The sequence below is a fragment of the Acinetobacter nosocomialis genome (assembly GCF_041021905.1).
In the GTDB taxonomy this organism is placed as follows: domain Bacteria; phylum Pseudomonadota; class Gammaproteobacteria; order Pseudomonadales; family Moraxellaceae; genus Acinetobacter; species Acinetobacter nosocomialis.
Genome location: NZ_CP157432.1, coordinates 353332 through 370007, shown reverse-complemented (window position 1 = coordinate 370007; position 16676 = coordinate 353332). Strand labels below are relative to the sequence as shown.

At 38.7% G+C, this 16676-nt stretch carries 16 protein-coding genes; 6 read left to right on the top strand and 10 right to left on the bottom strand.

Annotated elements, in window-relative coordinates; all coding sequences use genetic code 11:
* The first annotated feature begins 249 nt into the window (after positions 1-249).
* The gene (locus tag ABLC00_RS01755) at positions 250-1023 is read left to right on the top strand and encodes an IclR family transcriptional regulator (RefSeq protein ID WP_004883565.1); all 774 of its coding nucleotides are present in this window, start codon (positions 250-252) and stop codon (positions 1021-1023) included.
* A 195-nt stretch (positions 1024-1218) separates the two neighbouring features.
* On the opposite strand, the gene ABLC00_RS01750 is transcribed toward ABLC00_RS01755, so the two are convergent.
* The 6 genes from ABLC00_RS01750 to ABLC00_RS01725 form a co-directional block, all read right to left on the bottom strand.
* Positions 1219-1830, bottom strand: a complete 612-nt coding sequence (locus tag ABLC00_RS01750) for an alpha-ketoglutarate-dependent dioxygenase AlkB (RefSeq protein WP_033846383.1) — start codon at positions 1828-1830, stop codon at positions 1219-1221.
* Positions 1827-2681: a methylated-DNA--[protein]-cysteine S-methyltransferase gene (locus tag ABLC00_RS01745; RefSeq protein WP_033846382.1), complete on the bottom strand. Its 855-nt coding sequence runs from the start codon at positions 2679-2681 to the stop codon at positions 1827-1829. Before ABLC00_RS01745 ends, ABLC00_RS01750 begins: the two co-directional genes overlap by 4 nt.
* A gap of 122 nt (positions 2682-2803) precedes the next feature.
* A complete protein-coding gene (gene pgsA, locus ABLC00_RS01740) occupies positions 2804-3391 on the bottom strand; it encodes a CDP-diacylglycerol--glycerol-3-phosphate 3-phosphatidyltransferase (RefSeq protein WP_002156973.1) in 588 nt (195 codons plus the stop codon).
* A gap of 118 nt (positions 3392-3509) precedes the next feature.
* Positions 3510-4304, bottom strand: coding sequence for a thioesterase family protein (locus ABLC00_RS01735; protein WP_033846381.1), 795 nt, complete (start codon positions 4302-4304; stop codon positions 3510-3512).
* A gap of 120 nt (positions 4305-4424) precedes the next feature.
* On the bottom strand, positions 4425-6224 hold the full coding sequence (uvrC, locus tag ABLC00_RS01730; protein ID WP_031944813.1) for an excinuclease ABC subunit UvrC: 1800 nt from the start codon (positions 6222-6224) through the stop codon (positions 4425-4427).
* 133 nt (positions 6225-6357) lie between these two features.
* Complete coding sequence (locus tag ABLC00_RS01725; RefSeq protein WP_002157041.1) at positions 6358-6888, bottom strand: CHAP domain-containing protein; 531 nt, start codon at positions 6886-6888, stop codon at positions 6358-6360.
* A gap of 882 nt (positions 6889-7770) precedes the next feature.
* On the opposite strand from ABLC00_RS01725, the gene ABLC00_RS01720 reads away from it, so the two are divergent.
* Positions 7771-8055, top strand: a complete 285-nt coding sequence (locus ABLC00_RS01720; RefSeq protein ID WP_033846380.1) for a hypothetical protein — start codon at positions 7771-7773, stop codon at positions 8053-8055.
* Between the two features lie 175 nt (positions 8056-8230).
* On the opposite strand, the gene lpxO is transcribed toward ABLC00_RS01720, so the two are convergent.
* Positions 8231-9145: a lipid A hydroxylase LpxO gene (gene lpxO / locus ABLC00_RS01715; protein ID WP_004699120.1), complete on the bottom strand. Its 915-nt coding sequence runs from the start codon at positions 9143-9145 to the stop codon at positions 8231-8233.
* A 573-nt stretch (positions 9146-9718) separates the two neighbouring features.
* On the opposite strand from lpxO, the gene fadB reads away from it, so the two are divergent.
* A complete protein-coding gene (gene fadB / locus ABLC00_RS01710; RefSeq protein ID WP_033846379.1) occupies positions 9719-11872 on the top strand; it encodes a fatty acid oxidation complex subunit alpha FadB in 2154 nt (717 codons plus the stop codon).
* Positions 11873-11884: 12 nt separating this feature from the next.
* Positions 11885-13057, top strand: a complete 1173-nt coding sequence (gene fadA, locus ABLC00_RS01705) for an acetyl-CoA C-acyltransferase FadA (RefSeq protein WP_002157046.1) — start codon at positions 11885-11887, stop codon at positions 13055-13057.
* A 46-nt stretch (positions 13058-13103) separates the two neighbouring features.
* Here fadA and ABLC00_RS01700 read toward each other — a convergent pair whose 3' ends face one another.
* Positions 13104-13595, bottom strand: coding sequence for a hypothetical protein (locus ABLC00_RS01700; RefSeq protein WP_002156995.1), 492 nt, complete (start codon positions 13593-13595; stop codon positions 13104-13106).
* 238 nt (positions 13596-13833) lie between these two features.
* Positions 13834-14394 carry an alpha/beta hydrolase gene (locus ABLC00_RS01695; protein ID WP_033854528.1) on the bottom strand — a complete coding sequence of 187 codons (561 nt, stop codon included), beginning with the start codon at positions 14392-14394 and terminating at the stop codon, positions 13834-13836.
* A gap of 158 nt (positions 14395-14552) precedes the next feature.
* Here ABLC00_RS01695 and ABLC00_RS01690 point away from each other — a divergent pair, with 158 nt between their 5' ends.
* Entirely contained in the window at positions 14553-14921 is a 369-nt protein-coding gene (locus tag ABLC00_RS01690) for a MerR family transcriptional regulator (RefSeq protein WP_006580936.1), read from the top strand.
* Positions 14922-14939: 18 nt separating this feature from the next.
* On the opposite strand, the gene ABLC00_RS01685 is transcribed toward ABLC00_RS01690, so the two are convergent.
* The gene (locus tag ABLC00_RS01685) at positions 14940-15698 is read right to left on the bottom strand and encodes a hypothetical protein (RefSeq protein WP_002156981.1); all 759 of its coding nucleotides are present in this window, start codon (positions 15696-15698) and stop codon (positions 14940-14942) included.
* Between the two features lie 177 nt (positions 15699-15875).
* Between ABLC00_RS01685 and ABLC00_RS01680 the strand changes: the two genes are divergently transcribed.
* Entirely contained in the window at positions 15876-16586 is a 711-nt protein-coding gene (locus ABLC00_RS01680; protein ID WP_002156938.1) for a DsbA family oxidoreductase, read from the top strand.
* Positions 16587-16676 lie beyond the last annotated feature (90 nt).

Genomic DNA, 16676 nt, shown 5'->3' with positions numbered 1-16676 from the left:
TTCTCGATTAGATATTTTGCTGCACAATTTTTTCAAAATAAAGTAATTTAGTCAACTAAAATATCTTTATTTGATAATTTGATATGTTTTCAGTTAATCATATATGATGTGTGAATCAAGAGAACTTTTCTGATTCTGAGCGTAAAATATTTAAATCAGGTAGTTATCTTGGAATTGAGACAAAGCTTCAATTTTTCTGTTATAAGAACTCAAGTGTGACCCGTTTATTAAGGATACGAATAAGACATCATGGCAATTTCAAGTTTTGGCAAAATTTTAACCGTACTGGATTTATTTTCAGTTTCACGACCAGTGATTAATGTCGATATTATTTGCGAAGAACTTGGCTTGTCTAAACCGACCAGCTATCGTTATCTGAAAGAACTCGTATCAGCCGACTTATTAAAACGTATTAATGGTACTTCTGGCGATTACACTTTAGGCTCAAAAATAGCAGTTCTTGACTATGTATCCAGAACAACCGATCCATTAGTTCAAATCAGTACGCCGTTTATGCGTAACATTGTTGAACGCACTGAACTTTGCTGTTTACTCACCTATTTAAATGATGACTACTGCATTGATATTCATCATGAGATTTTTAAAGATACAGAGCTACTTTCATATGGCCGAGGTTGTCCGCGTCCGATCTATGTTGGAGCATCACCAAAAACAATGGTGTCACATTTAAGTAAACAGCGCATGCATGACTATTATCAACGTTTTCAACATGAGCTGTCTGAATCAGGTTTTGCTCTGGATGAACCTAGCTTTATTCAACGTATGCGTAAAATAAAGAAACAAGGCTTCTATTTCTCACAAGGTGAGATTGATCCTAATGTTTCAGGGCTTGCTGTACCCGTTCGTTTTTCAAGTAAAGAAGTTCCATTAGCTTTAACACTAGTCGCATCAAAAAATCGCTTTGATTTTTTAAATATTGAAAAACTCATTGAAATTTTGCAAGAAAATGCTGCATTAATAGAACAGCGCTTTATGGAACTTTCCGAAAAAGGCGAGATCTAAAATAATATTTTTGATAATTTAAAGTTTTCTTACACTTTGAAGCATTGAAAATATCCAAATATTCTCATATTATGATTTTAGCACCTATTGATGATTCTTTTCATCAGCAGCTCATCAATAGAAGGCTCTCCCTCAGAGGAATAAGCTCATGCTGCCATCATGGGCTTTTTTCTTGCCCATTTTTTAGAATAAAACTTATGAAAATTTGAACTGACGGAATGTCAGATTAATACGCGGTTGTAAAATCTTTGTAGAACGATTTAAACGGTGTTGCCAATATTGTTGAGTCTCACCACGCATCACAATAAGTTGACCCGGTTGTAACCACATCTCAACTTTTTCCTTGGTTTGAATATGTCTAAAAGAGAATTTCCGCGTTGCTCCAAAACTTAAAGAAGCAATTGTAGTAGTTCTAGCTAAAGACACATCCGAATCACTATGCCAAGCCATACCTTGCGTTCCGTCTTCATAAAGATTTGCCAAGCAAGAGTTAAATTTTTCTGAAAGAATCTGCTCGACTTGCTGCTTTAGCTTGGCAAGTGCTCTGTCCCACGGCAAAGAATCACGGAAAACACCAGAATATTTATATCGATAATGCTCATCTCCATACCAAGCAACTTTACGAGGTGTTATAAAGTGCTTGCCATATAGCTTCGCTTCATCATGTCGCCATGCCAAATGGTGGTACAAATAATGAAAATATTGTTCAGCTTCTTCAGCAGTTAAGATACACCCATAGTCCTGAACCTCACCATCATAAGGCAATAAGTTTGAACAAGGTTCCGGAGAAAATAAATCTAGTGTCATGCGATCTCCCCTTGCTGCTTAGCCATCTCCCAAGCTAACAATGCCAGTTTACGTCCTTTTTGCCAATGGTACTCACCGACCATTCCTGTTGCACGAATGACTCGATGACATGGAATTAAATATGCAATCGGATTTTGTCCAATTGCTGTAGCGACTGCTCTGACTGCTTTAGGTTTTCCAATTTGCTCAGCAATATCTTGGTAAGTACGTAGCTGTCCTTCGGGAATAGTAAGTAATGCTTCCCACACTTGAAGCTGAAATGGTGTTCCTGCAAGATTAAGCGGTAATTTCTGCTGTAAGTGTTCTGAAAAATCTTGTCTAAACCACTGTGCAATTTGCTGATGCCAAATCGGAGAGTGATTTCTTAGTTGAGCTTTCGGAAAGTATTGTTTAATGATGTCTTCAATATTTTCACGACTATCAACAAAGCGAACAGAACAAATCCCTTTCTCACTACTTACTACTAATAAATCACCAAATGGGCTTGTTTCAACTGAATAATTCAGTTCAACCCCATCACCTTGCTGCTTGTATTCACCTGGGGTCATCCCCTCAAGCTGAATAAACAAATCATGTAAACGACCCGTACCCGATAGTCCAGTATTTAAAGCAGTATCTAATAAGCTACGTTGCTGCATTAAATAATACTTTGCCTGCTGCAAGCTCATATATTGCACAAACTTTTTAGGGCTAATGCCTACCCATTCCTGAAACTGCCGCTGGATATAACTTGGACTTAAATCCATATATGTAGCGACATCTTCTAAGCTTGGTTGCTGGTCTAGATGTTCATATAAATATTCAATAATTGTGGCAATCGCAGCAAATTGCCGAGAAGAAAGCATTTGCATCTGTCACCTCCTTAGTACTCAATCTTACTTTAAAGTAGCCAAGACACCATGACGACCCGATTCTTGCACTTTCCAATAAAAAAGCCTTTCTCAAGGAAAGGCTTTTGAACATCTTTTTAATTTTATGGCTGCTTTAGGTATGGCCATGCAGCTTTTAAATAAATAAACATTGACCATAAGGTCAGAATCACAGCGGTATATAACAAAGCATAAGCCAGCATTTCTAAAGGCTGCCAATTCAACAGAAATACGCTAATTGCAATCATTTGAAATGCAGTTTTATATTTACCGACTGTTGATACGGCTACACTGGTCCGCGCGCCAAGTTCTGCCATCCACTCACGTAAAGCAGACACAGTAATTTCCCGTGAAATAATAACAATTGCAGCGAAAGCCATTGCAATTGTCGGTTTCCACTGCACTAAAACAATAAGTGCAGCTGCCACCATAAGTTTGTCTGCAACTGGGTCTAAGAATCGGCCAAATGCTGAAGTCTGATTCAAAGTTCGTGCTAAGTAGCCATCAAACCAGTCAGTTACGGCAGCCAGCACGAAAATAGCCGTCAAGATAATATGACGTGTCATACTTCCTACGTGCTCACCAATACCTATTGCAGGCGGCCAATATGCAATCACCAAAAATACAGGAATAAGCGCGATACGCGCCAAAGTTAGGATATTTGGGATATTCAGGATTCGCCCTGTGGTCATAAACACCGCCAATTTAGTCTTCACGCATCTTTTAACAGACAACGACACATACTTCAATATTGTATCTATCTGTAACAGCCACTTTATACGAAATATGTGAATCGAGAAAGTAGATTACTTAGGTAAATACCGTAACAGTTTGCCGCAAGATTGCAATTAAATGATCATTTTGATCCCAAAGATATGCATATTCTGTGGAATAACCCTCAGCCGCATATTCAGTCGTGACTTTATATTTAAACCAGTCGCACAACTGATGCCGAACTGGATGAACATAAGTAATGTGCCATGTTAAAGAGCTTGCTGGCGCAACTTGCTTAAACATTGGCAATACACCCGGCGGCCAAATATCCATAAGTACAATCAAATCAGGTAATGTCATTTGACGATTTTCATGTTGTTCTGGTGAGAACCTTGACCAACCACCAAAGTCAGGATGCCCACTTGCCGTTACCGGATAATTACCCTCAGCCCAACAGACTTCAAAATGCTGAAAGCATTCCGGCATATGTTTCGCAAAAGGAATGACGGTTAAATTTTCTGGTTGTACATAAGCAGGTGCTATGGGTTCTTGTTTTACCTCAATACTCGACACACGAGACACGCCAAAACTTGCAACCAAAATCGTTTGTACTGCATCATCTTGCCATAACCGTGCTTCAAGCGTAGTGACTGACTTTCCTTCTCTTAAAACTTCAATAGTCAATCGGGCAGAACCTTGTTGTACAGGGCCTACAAAAGTAACACTACAACTTAATAACCTTTTATTTGAATCTTGAATATGGGCGCATGCTTTTTGCATTAATAACCCTGCAACAAGACCCCCAAAAACGGTGCGGCCCTGTAACCATCCTGCGGGTATATCAATCCATTCATTTTGTTTTACATCTTCAAATAGTTGTAGTAACGACATTCCTATCCCTAAATCATGCGCGTGATAAGGAAATATCTTTCATTATTTTGAATGGTATGTGAATGATCATTCAGCTATTAATTTACGAGCGCTTTTGTCACTCACATAAATAAGACATGACTACTCATGCAAAATTTTATAAATCGTTCTTGCCATCACTTCACCCAAGCCCGGCACGACTGTCAGTTCTTTTTCAGATGCTTTTAACACACCTTGAATTCCACCAAAATGTGTTAATAAATCTCGACGGCGTTTAGGTCCTAAGCCCGGAATTGCTTCTAAAACTGAAGTACTACGGCGTTTGTCGCGTTTAGCGCGGTGTTTAGTAATGGCAAAACGGTGAGCTTCATCACGCACCTGTTGAATCAAATGTAGTGCCTTGTTATCTTCAGGTAACTGGATTTTTGTGCCATCAGTAAAATGAAGCGTTTCAAGGCCCGGTTTACGTCCCTCACCTTTTGAAACACCAATCATGAAAGCATCAAGTCCAAGATCTTGCATAACTTCCATGGCCATATGGAGCTGGCCTTTACCACCATCAATTAAAAGTAAATCTGGCAACATTGCCTTTTTATAACGACGTGTTAAAGCTTGTCGCATCGCAGCGTAATCATCGCCTGCGGTAATATCTTGAATGGCAAATTGTCGATAATCCCGTTTACGTGCACCGCCTTGGTCAAACACCACACACGATGCAATAGGCGCTTCACCCATGGTATGGCTAATATCAAAACACTCAATACGATCGATCGGACGGCCAACTACCTGCTCAAGCTGGTGGAAACGCTCATTAAGTTCTAAATGATTACTCAACTGTCCTTTAATCGCATGCTGAACATTCATTTCAGCAAGTTCTAACCATTCAGCACGTGTTTCTCGTACATTACTCTTAATTTGAACTTTCTTACCAAACTGCTGTGCTAAGGCTTCTTCCAACTCTTTACGGTCAGGTAAAGCAGTATTTACTATCAGTTCGCTTGGTACTTCATCGGCAACCTGAAAGTAAAAGTTTGCCATAAAGTCACTTAGCATTTGCCCGAGGTCATCCCCTAACATATCAGGGAAATAACTTTTGCCGCCTAACATACGACCATTACGCACATGCATAATCTGCACACATGTCACTCCAGCCTGATAGGCAATGGCTAAAATATCCGCCTCACCTTTCACTTTGAAAACAGCTTGCTGTGCTTGTACTTCACGGAGCAAAGACAAACGGTCTCGATAAAAAACAGCTTTTTCAAATTCAAGATCTGCCGCTGCCTGCTCCATTTTCGCAATCAGTTCTTGGTTTAATTCTTTGGTATCACCTTGTAAGAAGCGAATACTGTTATTGACGTCTTCTTTGTAATCTTCTGGTGAGACTAAGCCTACACATGGGGCCGAGCAACGTTTGATTTGATATTGCAAACATGGACGCTTGCGCTGTGAGAAGTAAGTATTTTCACATTGGCGCACATTAAAAAGTTTTTGTAAAACCAGTAAGGTATCTCGAGCACTATAAGCGCTTGGATACGGGCCAAAGAACTTCCCGATTTGATGCTTACCTTTGCCACGTCCACTGGCAATTCGCGGATAAGGCTTATCTGCCGATACAAAGATATAGACATATGACTTATCGTCACGCAGCATAATGTTATAAGGCGGACGATGTTGCTTAATTAAGTTTTGTTCTAAAAGCAGCGCTTCAGTTTCTGAACGCGTAACGAGCGTTTCAATATCATAAATTCGTGCAACTAAAGCCTGAGTTTTCGGATGCTCAATAGTTTTGACAAAATAACTCGATACCCGATTTTTTAGGTTTTTAGCTTTACCCACATATAACAACTCTCCCTCTTTCCCTAGCATCTTATAAACGCCTGGAAGTTGGGTCAGGTTAGCTAAAATTTTTTCAATATGGGGACGAGCGTTTTGATTCACTATTGGCATACATGGCTTAATATTGAATACCTAATGTGATGTTTTCACCCTTACTTTTCAAGTGCTTTACTGTGGCAGAACCTAAATTTGAAAACACATCATGAATTAGCCCGACAATATGTGTCGTACTTCCTTAAGAATCGAGGCGATAGTAACTATATTTCACGTCTTTTTCTTTATATACCGCATAGGTTTTTTGACGAAAATCTGAGAACCAACCATTACCCGTATAGCCAGCAATGTGTCCGTAGGTATGCCCACTGGTGCGTTCAATAATATAGATATCCCCTTCTTGAGGACGGTTAAATGCCGGTTTGATTTTCTTATAGCCGTTCTTTTCTAAGGTATGTCCCCAGTCAGATGCAGCTACAGGATGCTTTGATACATCTGCACCTGCTGCTTGTAGAGCAATACGGATATTCTTGGCACATTTCTCTTTGCTGTGCTTTGCTGACATGCTTTCAAGTTTGCTTGAGAACTTATGTAGATCAATGTTTTGATCTTCTACTTTATGTCTTTTAGAAGTCGTTCGGCCATGCTTTTTAGTCTCAGCAGAAGCTTTGTTTAACATCGCTTTCGTTTTTAAGTCACCCTGAGAACTTTCTTCTTTTCTCAATTTAATATGGTGAACATGTGCATGAGCTACGTGATGAGCATGAGCCATTTTGAAACCTACTTCCGCTAATCAGTCTTCGAAAAAACGGAGCAATTGTAGAATCAAAATTATGCGTTGGCTTTTAATAGTTGTAACAAATTGCCAGCACTGTGAAATGAGTCACAAAATGAATTTATCGTTTTTATTTTATAAAAAAATACCTTTTCTGGCCCTTTAATCTTTCTATAAATATTGAGGCAAAGATATCCTCTTATAAAAGCAAAATACTTAGCTACAACCAATCAATCAAATTCATTTCAACCGACCAAACACTTATATAAAACTTCAGATTAATTAGAAATTTTAAATATTATAAATATTTCCCCAAATAATATTTAAAATGAAAAAATTTAATAAAAATAAATCACATTTATTTTAAATAAAAATCCCTTTTAATAATTGACGCTTTTCATTTTAACTATTATTATCTCGTTGCTGGCCTACATTGCCAGTCGGTTTTGACAGACCGTTGATCCACCACGGATTATAGTTCTGCTATAATTCGCTGGACCCTTGCGTCCCCCTTCTTTGCGGTAGGACGGTTGGGGGACGCCCCGTGCGTGCTGGTTCTATGGATCCCAGTCTGTCAACCCCTTTCCGTTCTACCACCCTAATTAATTCGCGGTAATCTGGTGGTAGGACTCCATTTTTTAAGGAGTTGGCCATGCCATTATTCAAACTTGTTTTCTCTCTAATTTAATTATTTTATTTATTTAAAATTTGGTTTTATGCTTTATTTTTTATATCTATAAATTATTTTTATTTTAAAAATTTTAATCATTTTATTTTCCTGTTTTTAGGAGGATTAATTATTACTTAAAATTTATTTTAACCATTTAAACCCATTATATTTTTACTCCACTCATAGATATAAATCATTATGAGAATAATATGAAAACTTATAAATCTATTTTAACTTTTAGTTTAGTTCTAGGTAGCTTGGGTATTTCGGGTTGCAATTTATATACTCAGCAGGAGTTTGAAAAAATTTGCTTGTCAGGTGGGCATAGCGAGGCCAGTTGTGACTGTATTTACCAGCAACTTGAAAAAGCTTATTCCCCGAAAATGATGCAGCGCCTAGAACATGTCAGTTTGCAAAGTCCTGTTCTCCCACGGGACTTTGCCCCTACTTTTTTAAGCACCATGCAGCGGTGTGACAAAAGTAGTCTGGGCTAAGCGTTGGCTCAGCTCTTTATCTCTGTGTCACAATGGTTGATTACTTTAAATCAGCGCAAAAAATTAAAGTATGTTGTGGCACAGAGGCCTCTCAGAAAATTTCCACAAAAAAAAAACCACACTCGAAGGTGTGGCTTAGTTCAATCACGCAGAATTTTTATTTCGGGCGCTTTCATTAAAACACGTATGGTCGAACAAAAATCAGGAAGAAAATTCCAAGCATGAGGAACCATTTCAAGAAGTAATACAACTTACGGTTTTTAGCTTTTAAAGCTTTAGCTTTAATACGAATTTGATAAACATAACCAAAGGCTTTATTTAAGCCCCCTGTTTGGTCACCTGTTTCATTCGGTGAGCTTGCCGCAGTCATCACATTACGACCAAACCAATGGTTGAAACGTTCCATCCATTTCACTTTCATTGGACGCTCAACGTCTGCGAAGAAAATAATACGGTTTTGATCAGTCTTATTTTCAGCATAGTGAATATAAGTTTCATCAAACACGACACTTTGACCATCACGCCAAGAGTATCTTTCACCATCTACATCAATAAAACAACGGTCATCATTTGGTGTAATTAAACCCAAGTGATAACGAAGTGAACCTGCGTACGGGTCACGGTGTCTAACCAAACGGCTATCAGGAGCAAGTTCGGTAAACATTGCCGCTTTAATCGTTGGTAATGTTTTGAGTAAAGCCGTTGTTTTTGGGCAAAGCTCAGCAGCTGAAGGATGACTTGATTCATACCACTTGAGGTAAAAACGTTTCCAACCTGTTTTAAAGAATGAGTTAAAACCTAAGTCATTGTAGGTACTCGATGCTTTAATCCCACCTTGGTCATATAAAGCTTTCGCTTCGTCTCGAATCATTTCCCAATTTTCATCTAACACTTTTAAATCTTTGAAGTGTTGAGTGTCGATATAAGGCTGATTCGGTACCTTTGAAAAGATGTACATTAAAAAGTTAATCGGTGCGAGCAAGGTTGAATGGTCAAAAAATTGACGATAAAACGAGTGACGCACTTTGCCGCGATGTTGGATATACAATGCAGATATTACAAAAATCGCTAATACGATCCACTTAATCATATTGCTACTCTTTCAAAAGTTTAGGGCAACATTACCTTAATTTTCGAAGGTAATAGTAGCCAGAAGAATATTTAATTGGCGCAAATTTTAGCAAAATTGACTTATAAAAAGCGAATGTAAAAAATTAAACAGCATATTTCGGAACATTAAGTACTTTAATATAAAAAATAGTACGTAAATTTTTGTGGTTCTAATTCATTAGAAAATTGTGACTTTATAGTCGGTTTTTTCAGTCATTACACCAGAACAATTGACCTTTTTGACAAGAAGTGAAAGGAATAAAATTCACATTTTTTATATAAAGAATTAAAGATTTATACTTTTTATAATTAAAAACTTAAATTAAAACAAAAACCTCTAACCAATAGCTATCTCTATGATTTTCTTTATGCATTTAAGTGGTATGAATTCAACAAAAAATAAGATGACCCTTGCGTCACGGCTTGATACAACTTGTCGGGTTCTTTTTAGATATAGTTATCGTAAGATTAGCGAAGCATAAATGTGTACCGGAGCTGTACACACGCTTCATAACATCAACTTAGAAATCCTCCAAAACTAAGGAGATCAGGCATGATCCACGCTGGCAATGCCATTACCGTCCAAATGCTTGCGGACGGAATTGCAGAATTCCGCTTTGACTTACAAGGTGAGTCGGTCAATAAATTTAACCGTGCAACAATTGAAGATTTCAAAGCTGCTATCGCGGCTGTAAAAGCTAATAACGATATTAAAGGCTTAGTCGTAACTTCTGGTAAATCTACCTTTATTGTAGGTGCAGATATTACCGAGTTTGGTGAAAACTTCGCACAAGGCGAAAAAGCGATTGTTGACTGGCTTATGCCTGTTCACGAAATCTTCAATAGCTTTGAAGATTTAGACGTTCCAAAAGTTGCTGCTATTAACGGCATGGCTTTGGGCGGTGGTTTTGAAATGTGTTTAGTTTGTGACTATCGCGTGATGTCAGAAGCTGCACAAGTCGGTTTACCAGAAATCAAACTCGGTATTTACCCTGGTTTCGGTGGTAGTGTTCGTTTAAGCCGTCTTATTGGTATTGATAATGCTGTTGAATGGATGGCAATGGCTACTCCAAAGAAACCGGCTGCTGCACTTAAAGATGGCGCTGTAGATGCTGTGGTTGCTGCTGACAAATTACTTGATGCTGCAACTGACTTGGTTAAACAAGCAATTTCTGGTCGTTTAAACTGGAAAGCAAAACGCCAAGAAAAACTTGAAGCTGTAAAATTGAATCCGCTTGAACAAATGATGGCGTTCAACACAGCAAAAGGTGCAGTACTTGCTAAAGCAAATCCTGCTCAATACCCTGCTCCAAAACTATTACTTGATTCATTACAAGCTGGTGCAAGCCTTGCACGTGATGAAGCATTAAAAGCTGAAGCTGAAGGCTTTGCTAAAGCAGCAATTACTCCACAAGCTGGCGCATTGATTGGTCTATTCATCAATGACCAAGTTGTGAAAAAGGCATCTAAACAACATGAAAAAGGTGCTCACCCTGTAAACCAAGCGGCTGTTCTAGGTGCAGGTATTATGGGTGGTGGTATTGCTTACCAAGCAGCAAGCAAAGGCACTCCAATTATCATGAAAGATATTGGTAACCCACAACTTGCACTAGGTATGTCAGAAGCTAACAACTTGTTAACTAAGCAAGTTGAACGCAAGAAAATGAAGCCTGCACAAATGGGTGAAACGCTTGCTCGCATCCGTCCTACTTTAAGCTACGAAGAGTTTAAAGAAGTCGACATCGTGATCGAAGCGGTAACTGAAAATCCAAAAGTTAAAGAAATCGTACTTGCAGAAACTGAGAAAAATGTTCGTGAAAACACGATCATTGCTTCTAATACTTCTACAATTTCAATTACACGTTTGGCAAAAGCATTACAACGTCCTGAAAACTTCGTTGGTATGCACTTCTTCAACCCAGTTCACATGATGCCGCTTGTAGAAGTTATTCGTGGTGAAAAGACTTCTGAAGAAGCAATTGCAACGACAGTCGTTCTTGCTCAAAAAATGGGTAAAACACCAATCGTTGTAAACGACTGCCCAGGGTTCTTGGTTAACCGTGTATTGTTCCCTTACTTCGGTGCATTTGACCTTCTTGTAAAAGACGGCGCAGATTTCCAACAAATCGACAATGTAATGTCTAAGTTTGGTTGGCCAATGGGCCCTGCTTACCTGATCGATGTTGTAGGTATTGATACAGGTGTGCATGGTGCAGAAGTAATGGCTGAAGGTTTCCCTGACCGTATGAAGCCAGACTACAAAGGCGCAATCCAAGCAATGTATGAAGCGAAGCGTCTTGGTCAAAAGAATGACGTAGGTTTCTACAAATACGAACTCGACAAGAAAGGCAAGAAAGCAAAAACTGTTGATCCAACAGCGTATGAAGTGATTGCTCCGTTCGTAACTGGCGAAAAACGCGAATTTGATAACCAAGAAATCATTGACCGTATGATGCTTGCTTTCTGTAACGAAACAGTTCGTTGCTTGGAAGACAAGATTGTAGCAACTGCATCTGAAGCAGACATGGCAATGATTATGGGTGTAGGTTTCCCTCCATTCCGTGGTGGTCCATGCCGTTACATCGACCAAACAGGTGTTGCTGAATACGTTGCACTTTGCGATAAATATGCACACTTAGGTAAGGCTTATGAAGCGCCGCAAATGTTGCGCGACATGGCTACTAACAATAAAAAATTCTACGGTTAAGGAGCGACGTGAATGGCTACTTTAAATCCACGTGACGTTGTGATTGTTGATGGCGTTCGTTCTGCCATGGGCAAATCTAAAAACGGTATGTTCCGTAATGTACGTGCCGACAGTTTATCTGCTGAACTTGTACGTGCGCTCGTTGCCCGTAACCAGTTTGATGTAAACGAAGTTGAAGACCTGATCTGGGGCTGTGTAAACCAGACTCTAGAACAAGGTATGAACATTGGCCGTAACATCGGTTTATTGGCTGACTTGCCTAAAACTGTTGCTGGTCAAACAGTGAACCGTCTTTGTGGTTCGTCTATGCAGGCAATCCACACTGCGGCTGCACAAATTGCGACTAACCAAGGTGACATCTTCATTATTGGTGGTGTAGAGCACATGGGCCATGTAGGTATGATGCACGGCATCGACCTTAACCCAGAAGCATCTAAACACTATGCAAAAGCATCTAATATGATGGGCTTAACTGCTGAAATGTTAGGTCGTATGAACGGCATTACTCGTGAAGAACAAGATGCGTTCGGTGTCGAATCTCACCGCCGTGCTTGGGCTGCAACTCAGGAAGGTCGTTTCAAAAATGAAATCGTTGGTGTTGAAGGCCACGATGCAAATGGTTTCAAAATCCTTTGTGACATCGACGAAGTGATTCGTCCAGATGCAAACCTTGAAGCATTCAAAGCATTAAAACCTGTATTTGACCCTAAAGGTGGTTCAGTAACAGCAGCAACTTCTTCTGCTCTTTCTGACGGTGCTTCTGCAATGTTGCTTATGTCTGCTGAACGTGCACAAGCATTAGGTTTAAAACCACGTGCTGTCATTCGCTCTATGGCAGTAGCAGGCTGTGACGCAGCAATCATGGGTTACGGTCCAGTTCCAGCGACTCAAAAAGCGCTTAAGCGTGCTGGCTTATCAATTGCTGATATCCAGACTGTTGAGTTAAATGAAGCATTTGCTGCACAAGGCTTGTCTGTTCTTAAAGGCTTAGGTCTGTATGACAAACAAGACATCGTGAACTTAAATGGTGGTGCAATCGCTCTTGGTCACCCACTAGGCTGTTCAGGTGCTCGTATCACCACTACGTTGTTAAACGTAATGGAACAACAAGATACTCAAATCGGTCTTGCGACCATGTGTATCGGCCTTGGTCAAGGTATCGCAACGATTATCGAACGTGTTTAATTAACACCAAGATAAAAAATCCCCGCTCAATGCGGGGATTTTTATTTTACCGGCCTTTTAAACCATCTTGGATTTGTTGCTGTAATTTCAAAATATCATCTAAATTTACTTTCATCGTACCTTCACGATAAGCATCGACATTACTTCGGTTAATGTTCAACGGTTTTAACATTTCAAAAAGACCATTGGTTGGGTCAGAAGACTGAATCCCGCCCGCTACCGCTAGAATATATTCTCGTAAAAATGGAGAAAGTTGTGAGAGATCAGGCTGCGCCATAACGGGCTGATAATCTATGGTCGTCATCCCTTCTGGGACTAAAGCATTCTGTATATCGTTATGTATTTTATATTCATGGTGTTGTAGTGCTTGGCGTACCTTCTTATCTTCTTGAAACGGCACAAAGCCCACCTCATCACGTAGCTCAGATTCAGCCATAACGCGAATAGTGGGTAAAGTCGTTACTTCTTCTGCCTGAACAGTTGGTAAACCCATAAAAGCAAATGCAGCGATTAAAGCTGATTGTTTTAGAAAGTTCATAACTAGCTCCAAAAAATCAGTCATCCTGTTTCAATCAAAAGATGAAGATTCAAATAAAGGTCTCTATAAATAGGCTACAACAAACTGCTTTTTGATTCAGTAAGGCTCAGATAAACGGTAAATATAATTAAAATTTTTAATGTAATAGTAAGGGACTTTCTTAATAAAAAGCTGAATAGAAAAACCACCCTATAAATGAGTTATAACCATTTATAGGGTGAGATTTATCTTATAGATTTTATTTATTCTCTAACATTTCTTTTAAAGAGTCGACCAATTGAGGAAATGCCGTATAACCTTCCCGACCTAAAAAGTGCCCGCCATTAGGAACAGTAATATACGGCGCATCAATATCCTTAGCCAATTGAATCGTTAAGTGTGGTGGAACCAAATCATCATTATCAGATAAATACACCAACTTTTTCTTTATGCTCTTAAAATAATTGGTGTCGACTTTGCTCTTTGTTATATAAGCTGTGAGAGGGGAAGAATCTGCAATTGGTCCAGAGAATCCGGATACTAAAATCATTCCTCCAATATTTTTATAATCATGTCTTTGCAAAAAGTGCAGTAGGGTAATGACACCCAAACTATGTGCCACAAAATAATTATTTTCATTAACCTCTGGTATCTGTTCATCTAAAACCTTCTGCCAAGCATCTACATTGGGATGCTCAGAATCTGGAAATGGTATTAAAGTAACAGAGGTATTTTCGTCTTCTATTTGATTTTTTAGGTCCAAGAACCAGTGATCATGTATAGAAGCCGAATAACCGTGAAGTACAAATATTTGACGCATGTTCTTCTCCTAATGTTCCAGTGTTTTGGTATTTGCAGCAAATGACATTAATCCGAATAACACCAATAAAATGAGTTTTCTGATCATTGAACAAGTACCATTTTGAAAGATAAAAACATGCTAAACTATGACACCACTGTTAAGGTCAAGCCTATTTTATGAACCTAGCTAAAGTCGCTGAGCTTACAAAAGTTAGTCCGCGTATGCTGCGTTATTATGAAAGTTTAGGGCTAATACAACCGCATCGAGCAAGTAATAACTATCGAAGTTATACGCAAAAAGATATTGAAAATATTAAGAAAATTAAAATATTAAATGATGCGGGTATGACACTAAAAGATATCCAAGTGTTATTACCATGTTTTGATTTAGATGAAAGGGTATTTACGCTTTGCCCTATTGTTCAAGAAAAGCTACAAACAGAGCTGATGCATGTATCGGAGCAGTTAAACAAACTACAAACTTCTCAAAGTTTATTACAATCTTTCTTGATAAAAGGCAAAGCTGAGAGCACCAATACATCATGATTGATGCTCATGCTGTAATTATTCTTCTAACTCATTTTCTAAAGCAGCCACGTTCTTTTTCTTAATACTTTCAATTTTTGCATTAAGCTTTAAGACATGTTGGTAAAGCTCGTTAAATTTTTTAACTTGAGCATTTTCATGAAAAAGAATCATATGGTCTTTCTTTTGCCACGAATAGTTTTTTAGAAGTTTAAACATTTGCTCTGCGTCATCTAAAATTTGCAGCTCAATCATAAAAATCGTATGGTCTTGATCAGCCTTTTGCTGAGTTCCCAATTTCATTTCAAGAAGTTGTCTGGTATCTGCATCAACAGATAATTCCTGTATTTTAGCGAGAAAGATTTTATGAATTTTTTCATATTCAGATTGGTATTTATCTGAAGCTTTTCGAACGTCAGCCAACATCTTTTCTGTTTCAGCATATTTTTGTTTTTTATCAATATCCAAACGGTCAACATTTAAAAAAGTATCCCATTTTGCAGCCTTTAGTTCTCTTAAATATTCATTACGCGCATTTACATTTTGAACCCAATAACTTAAAAGAAATTCTGAGACTTGCTTATAATGCCCTGCGAGCCGTTTATCATGAATATCGAGTTGTACAGGTTTAGACCAATCTTGAGCCTGTTCATAAAGTTCACTCATTTTTTCATTCATCACCACATCGAACATTTGGCTACTGTCTTTAGCTTGTTGCTGTTTAATATGTTGATAGGAAAAAAAGACAATACCTGCAATTACCACCAAACCTGCAATCGCAATCAAAATTCGGCGCATACACACCTCCTATTTCCATTCTTATAGTTTTGCTCTTTATAGTTATAAAATAGAGCTCTTACTTCTTTATATGTCATTTATTTCACAATACGCAACACTCTATTCGCTATTCAATGCTTTAAATCCTTGTACATCATCCCTATTATGATGAGTAATTAAAATTTATGAGATTCTCCCATGCGTGTTGATGTCTGGTCTGATGTAGTTTGTCCTTTTTGTTACATCGGCAAAAAACGCCTTGAGCATGTCGCGGCTGAAGCTGGCATTGAACTTGATATTCATTGGCATAGTTTCGAGTTAGATCCGAATGCGCCAGCGACCCACGACACTTCAAATACTGAGCGTTTAGCGAAAAAATATGGTCGTACCTATGAAGAGATGGAAGAAATGGAGCGCAACATTGCGGCCATGGCTGCCTCTGAAGGAATCGACTTCCAATGGCAAAAAGCCAACTCAGGCAATAGCTTTAACGCCCACCGTATTATTCACCTAGCTCAAAGTAAAGGCTTAGGTAACGAAGCAAAAGAAGCCTTTTTTCACGCTTATATGACTGAAGGTTTAGCTATTGGCGAACGCGAAGTCGTAGAAGAAATCGCTTCTCGTATTGGCCTAGATAATGCCGAAGTTGAATATGTACTCGATACAAATGAATTAGCTGACTTTGTTCGTCATGACGAAAAGATTGCGCATGAGCAACTTAATGTAACAGGCGTACCATTCTTTGTATTTGATCAAAGAATTGCGCTTGCAGGCGCACAACCTCGTGAAGTGTTTTTACAAGTCTTAGAACAAGCACAGCTGAAGGCAAATGCTGAAGAAATCGAGCAAGATGATGCTGCTGTTTGTAATGATGAAACATGTGATATTCCACAAAATAAACAGTCTTAATTGCAAAGTGTGAACAAATCGTATGTTTTATCATCGTTTTAGCAATAGAGCGTTCTAAAAAAAGAACTATTCAATTGCTTAAAATGCGTT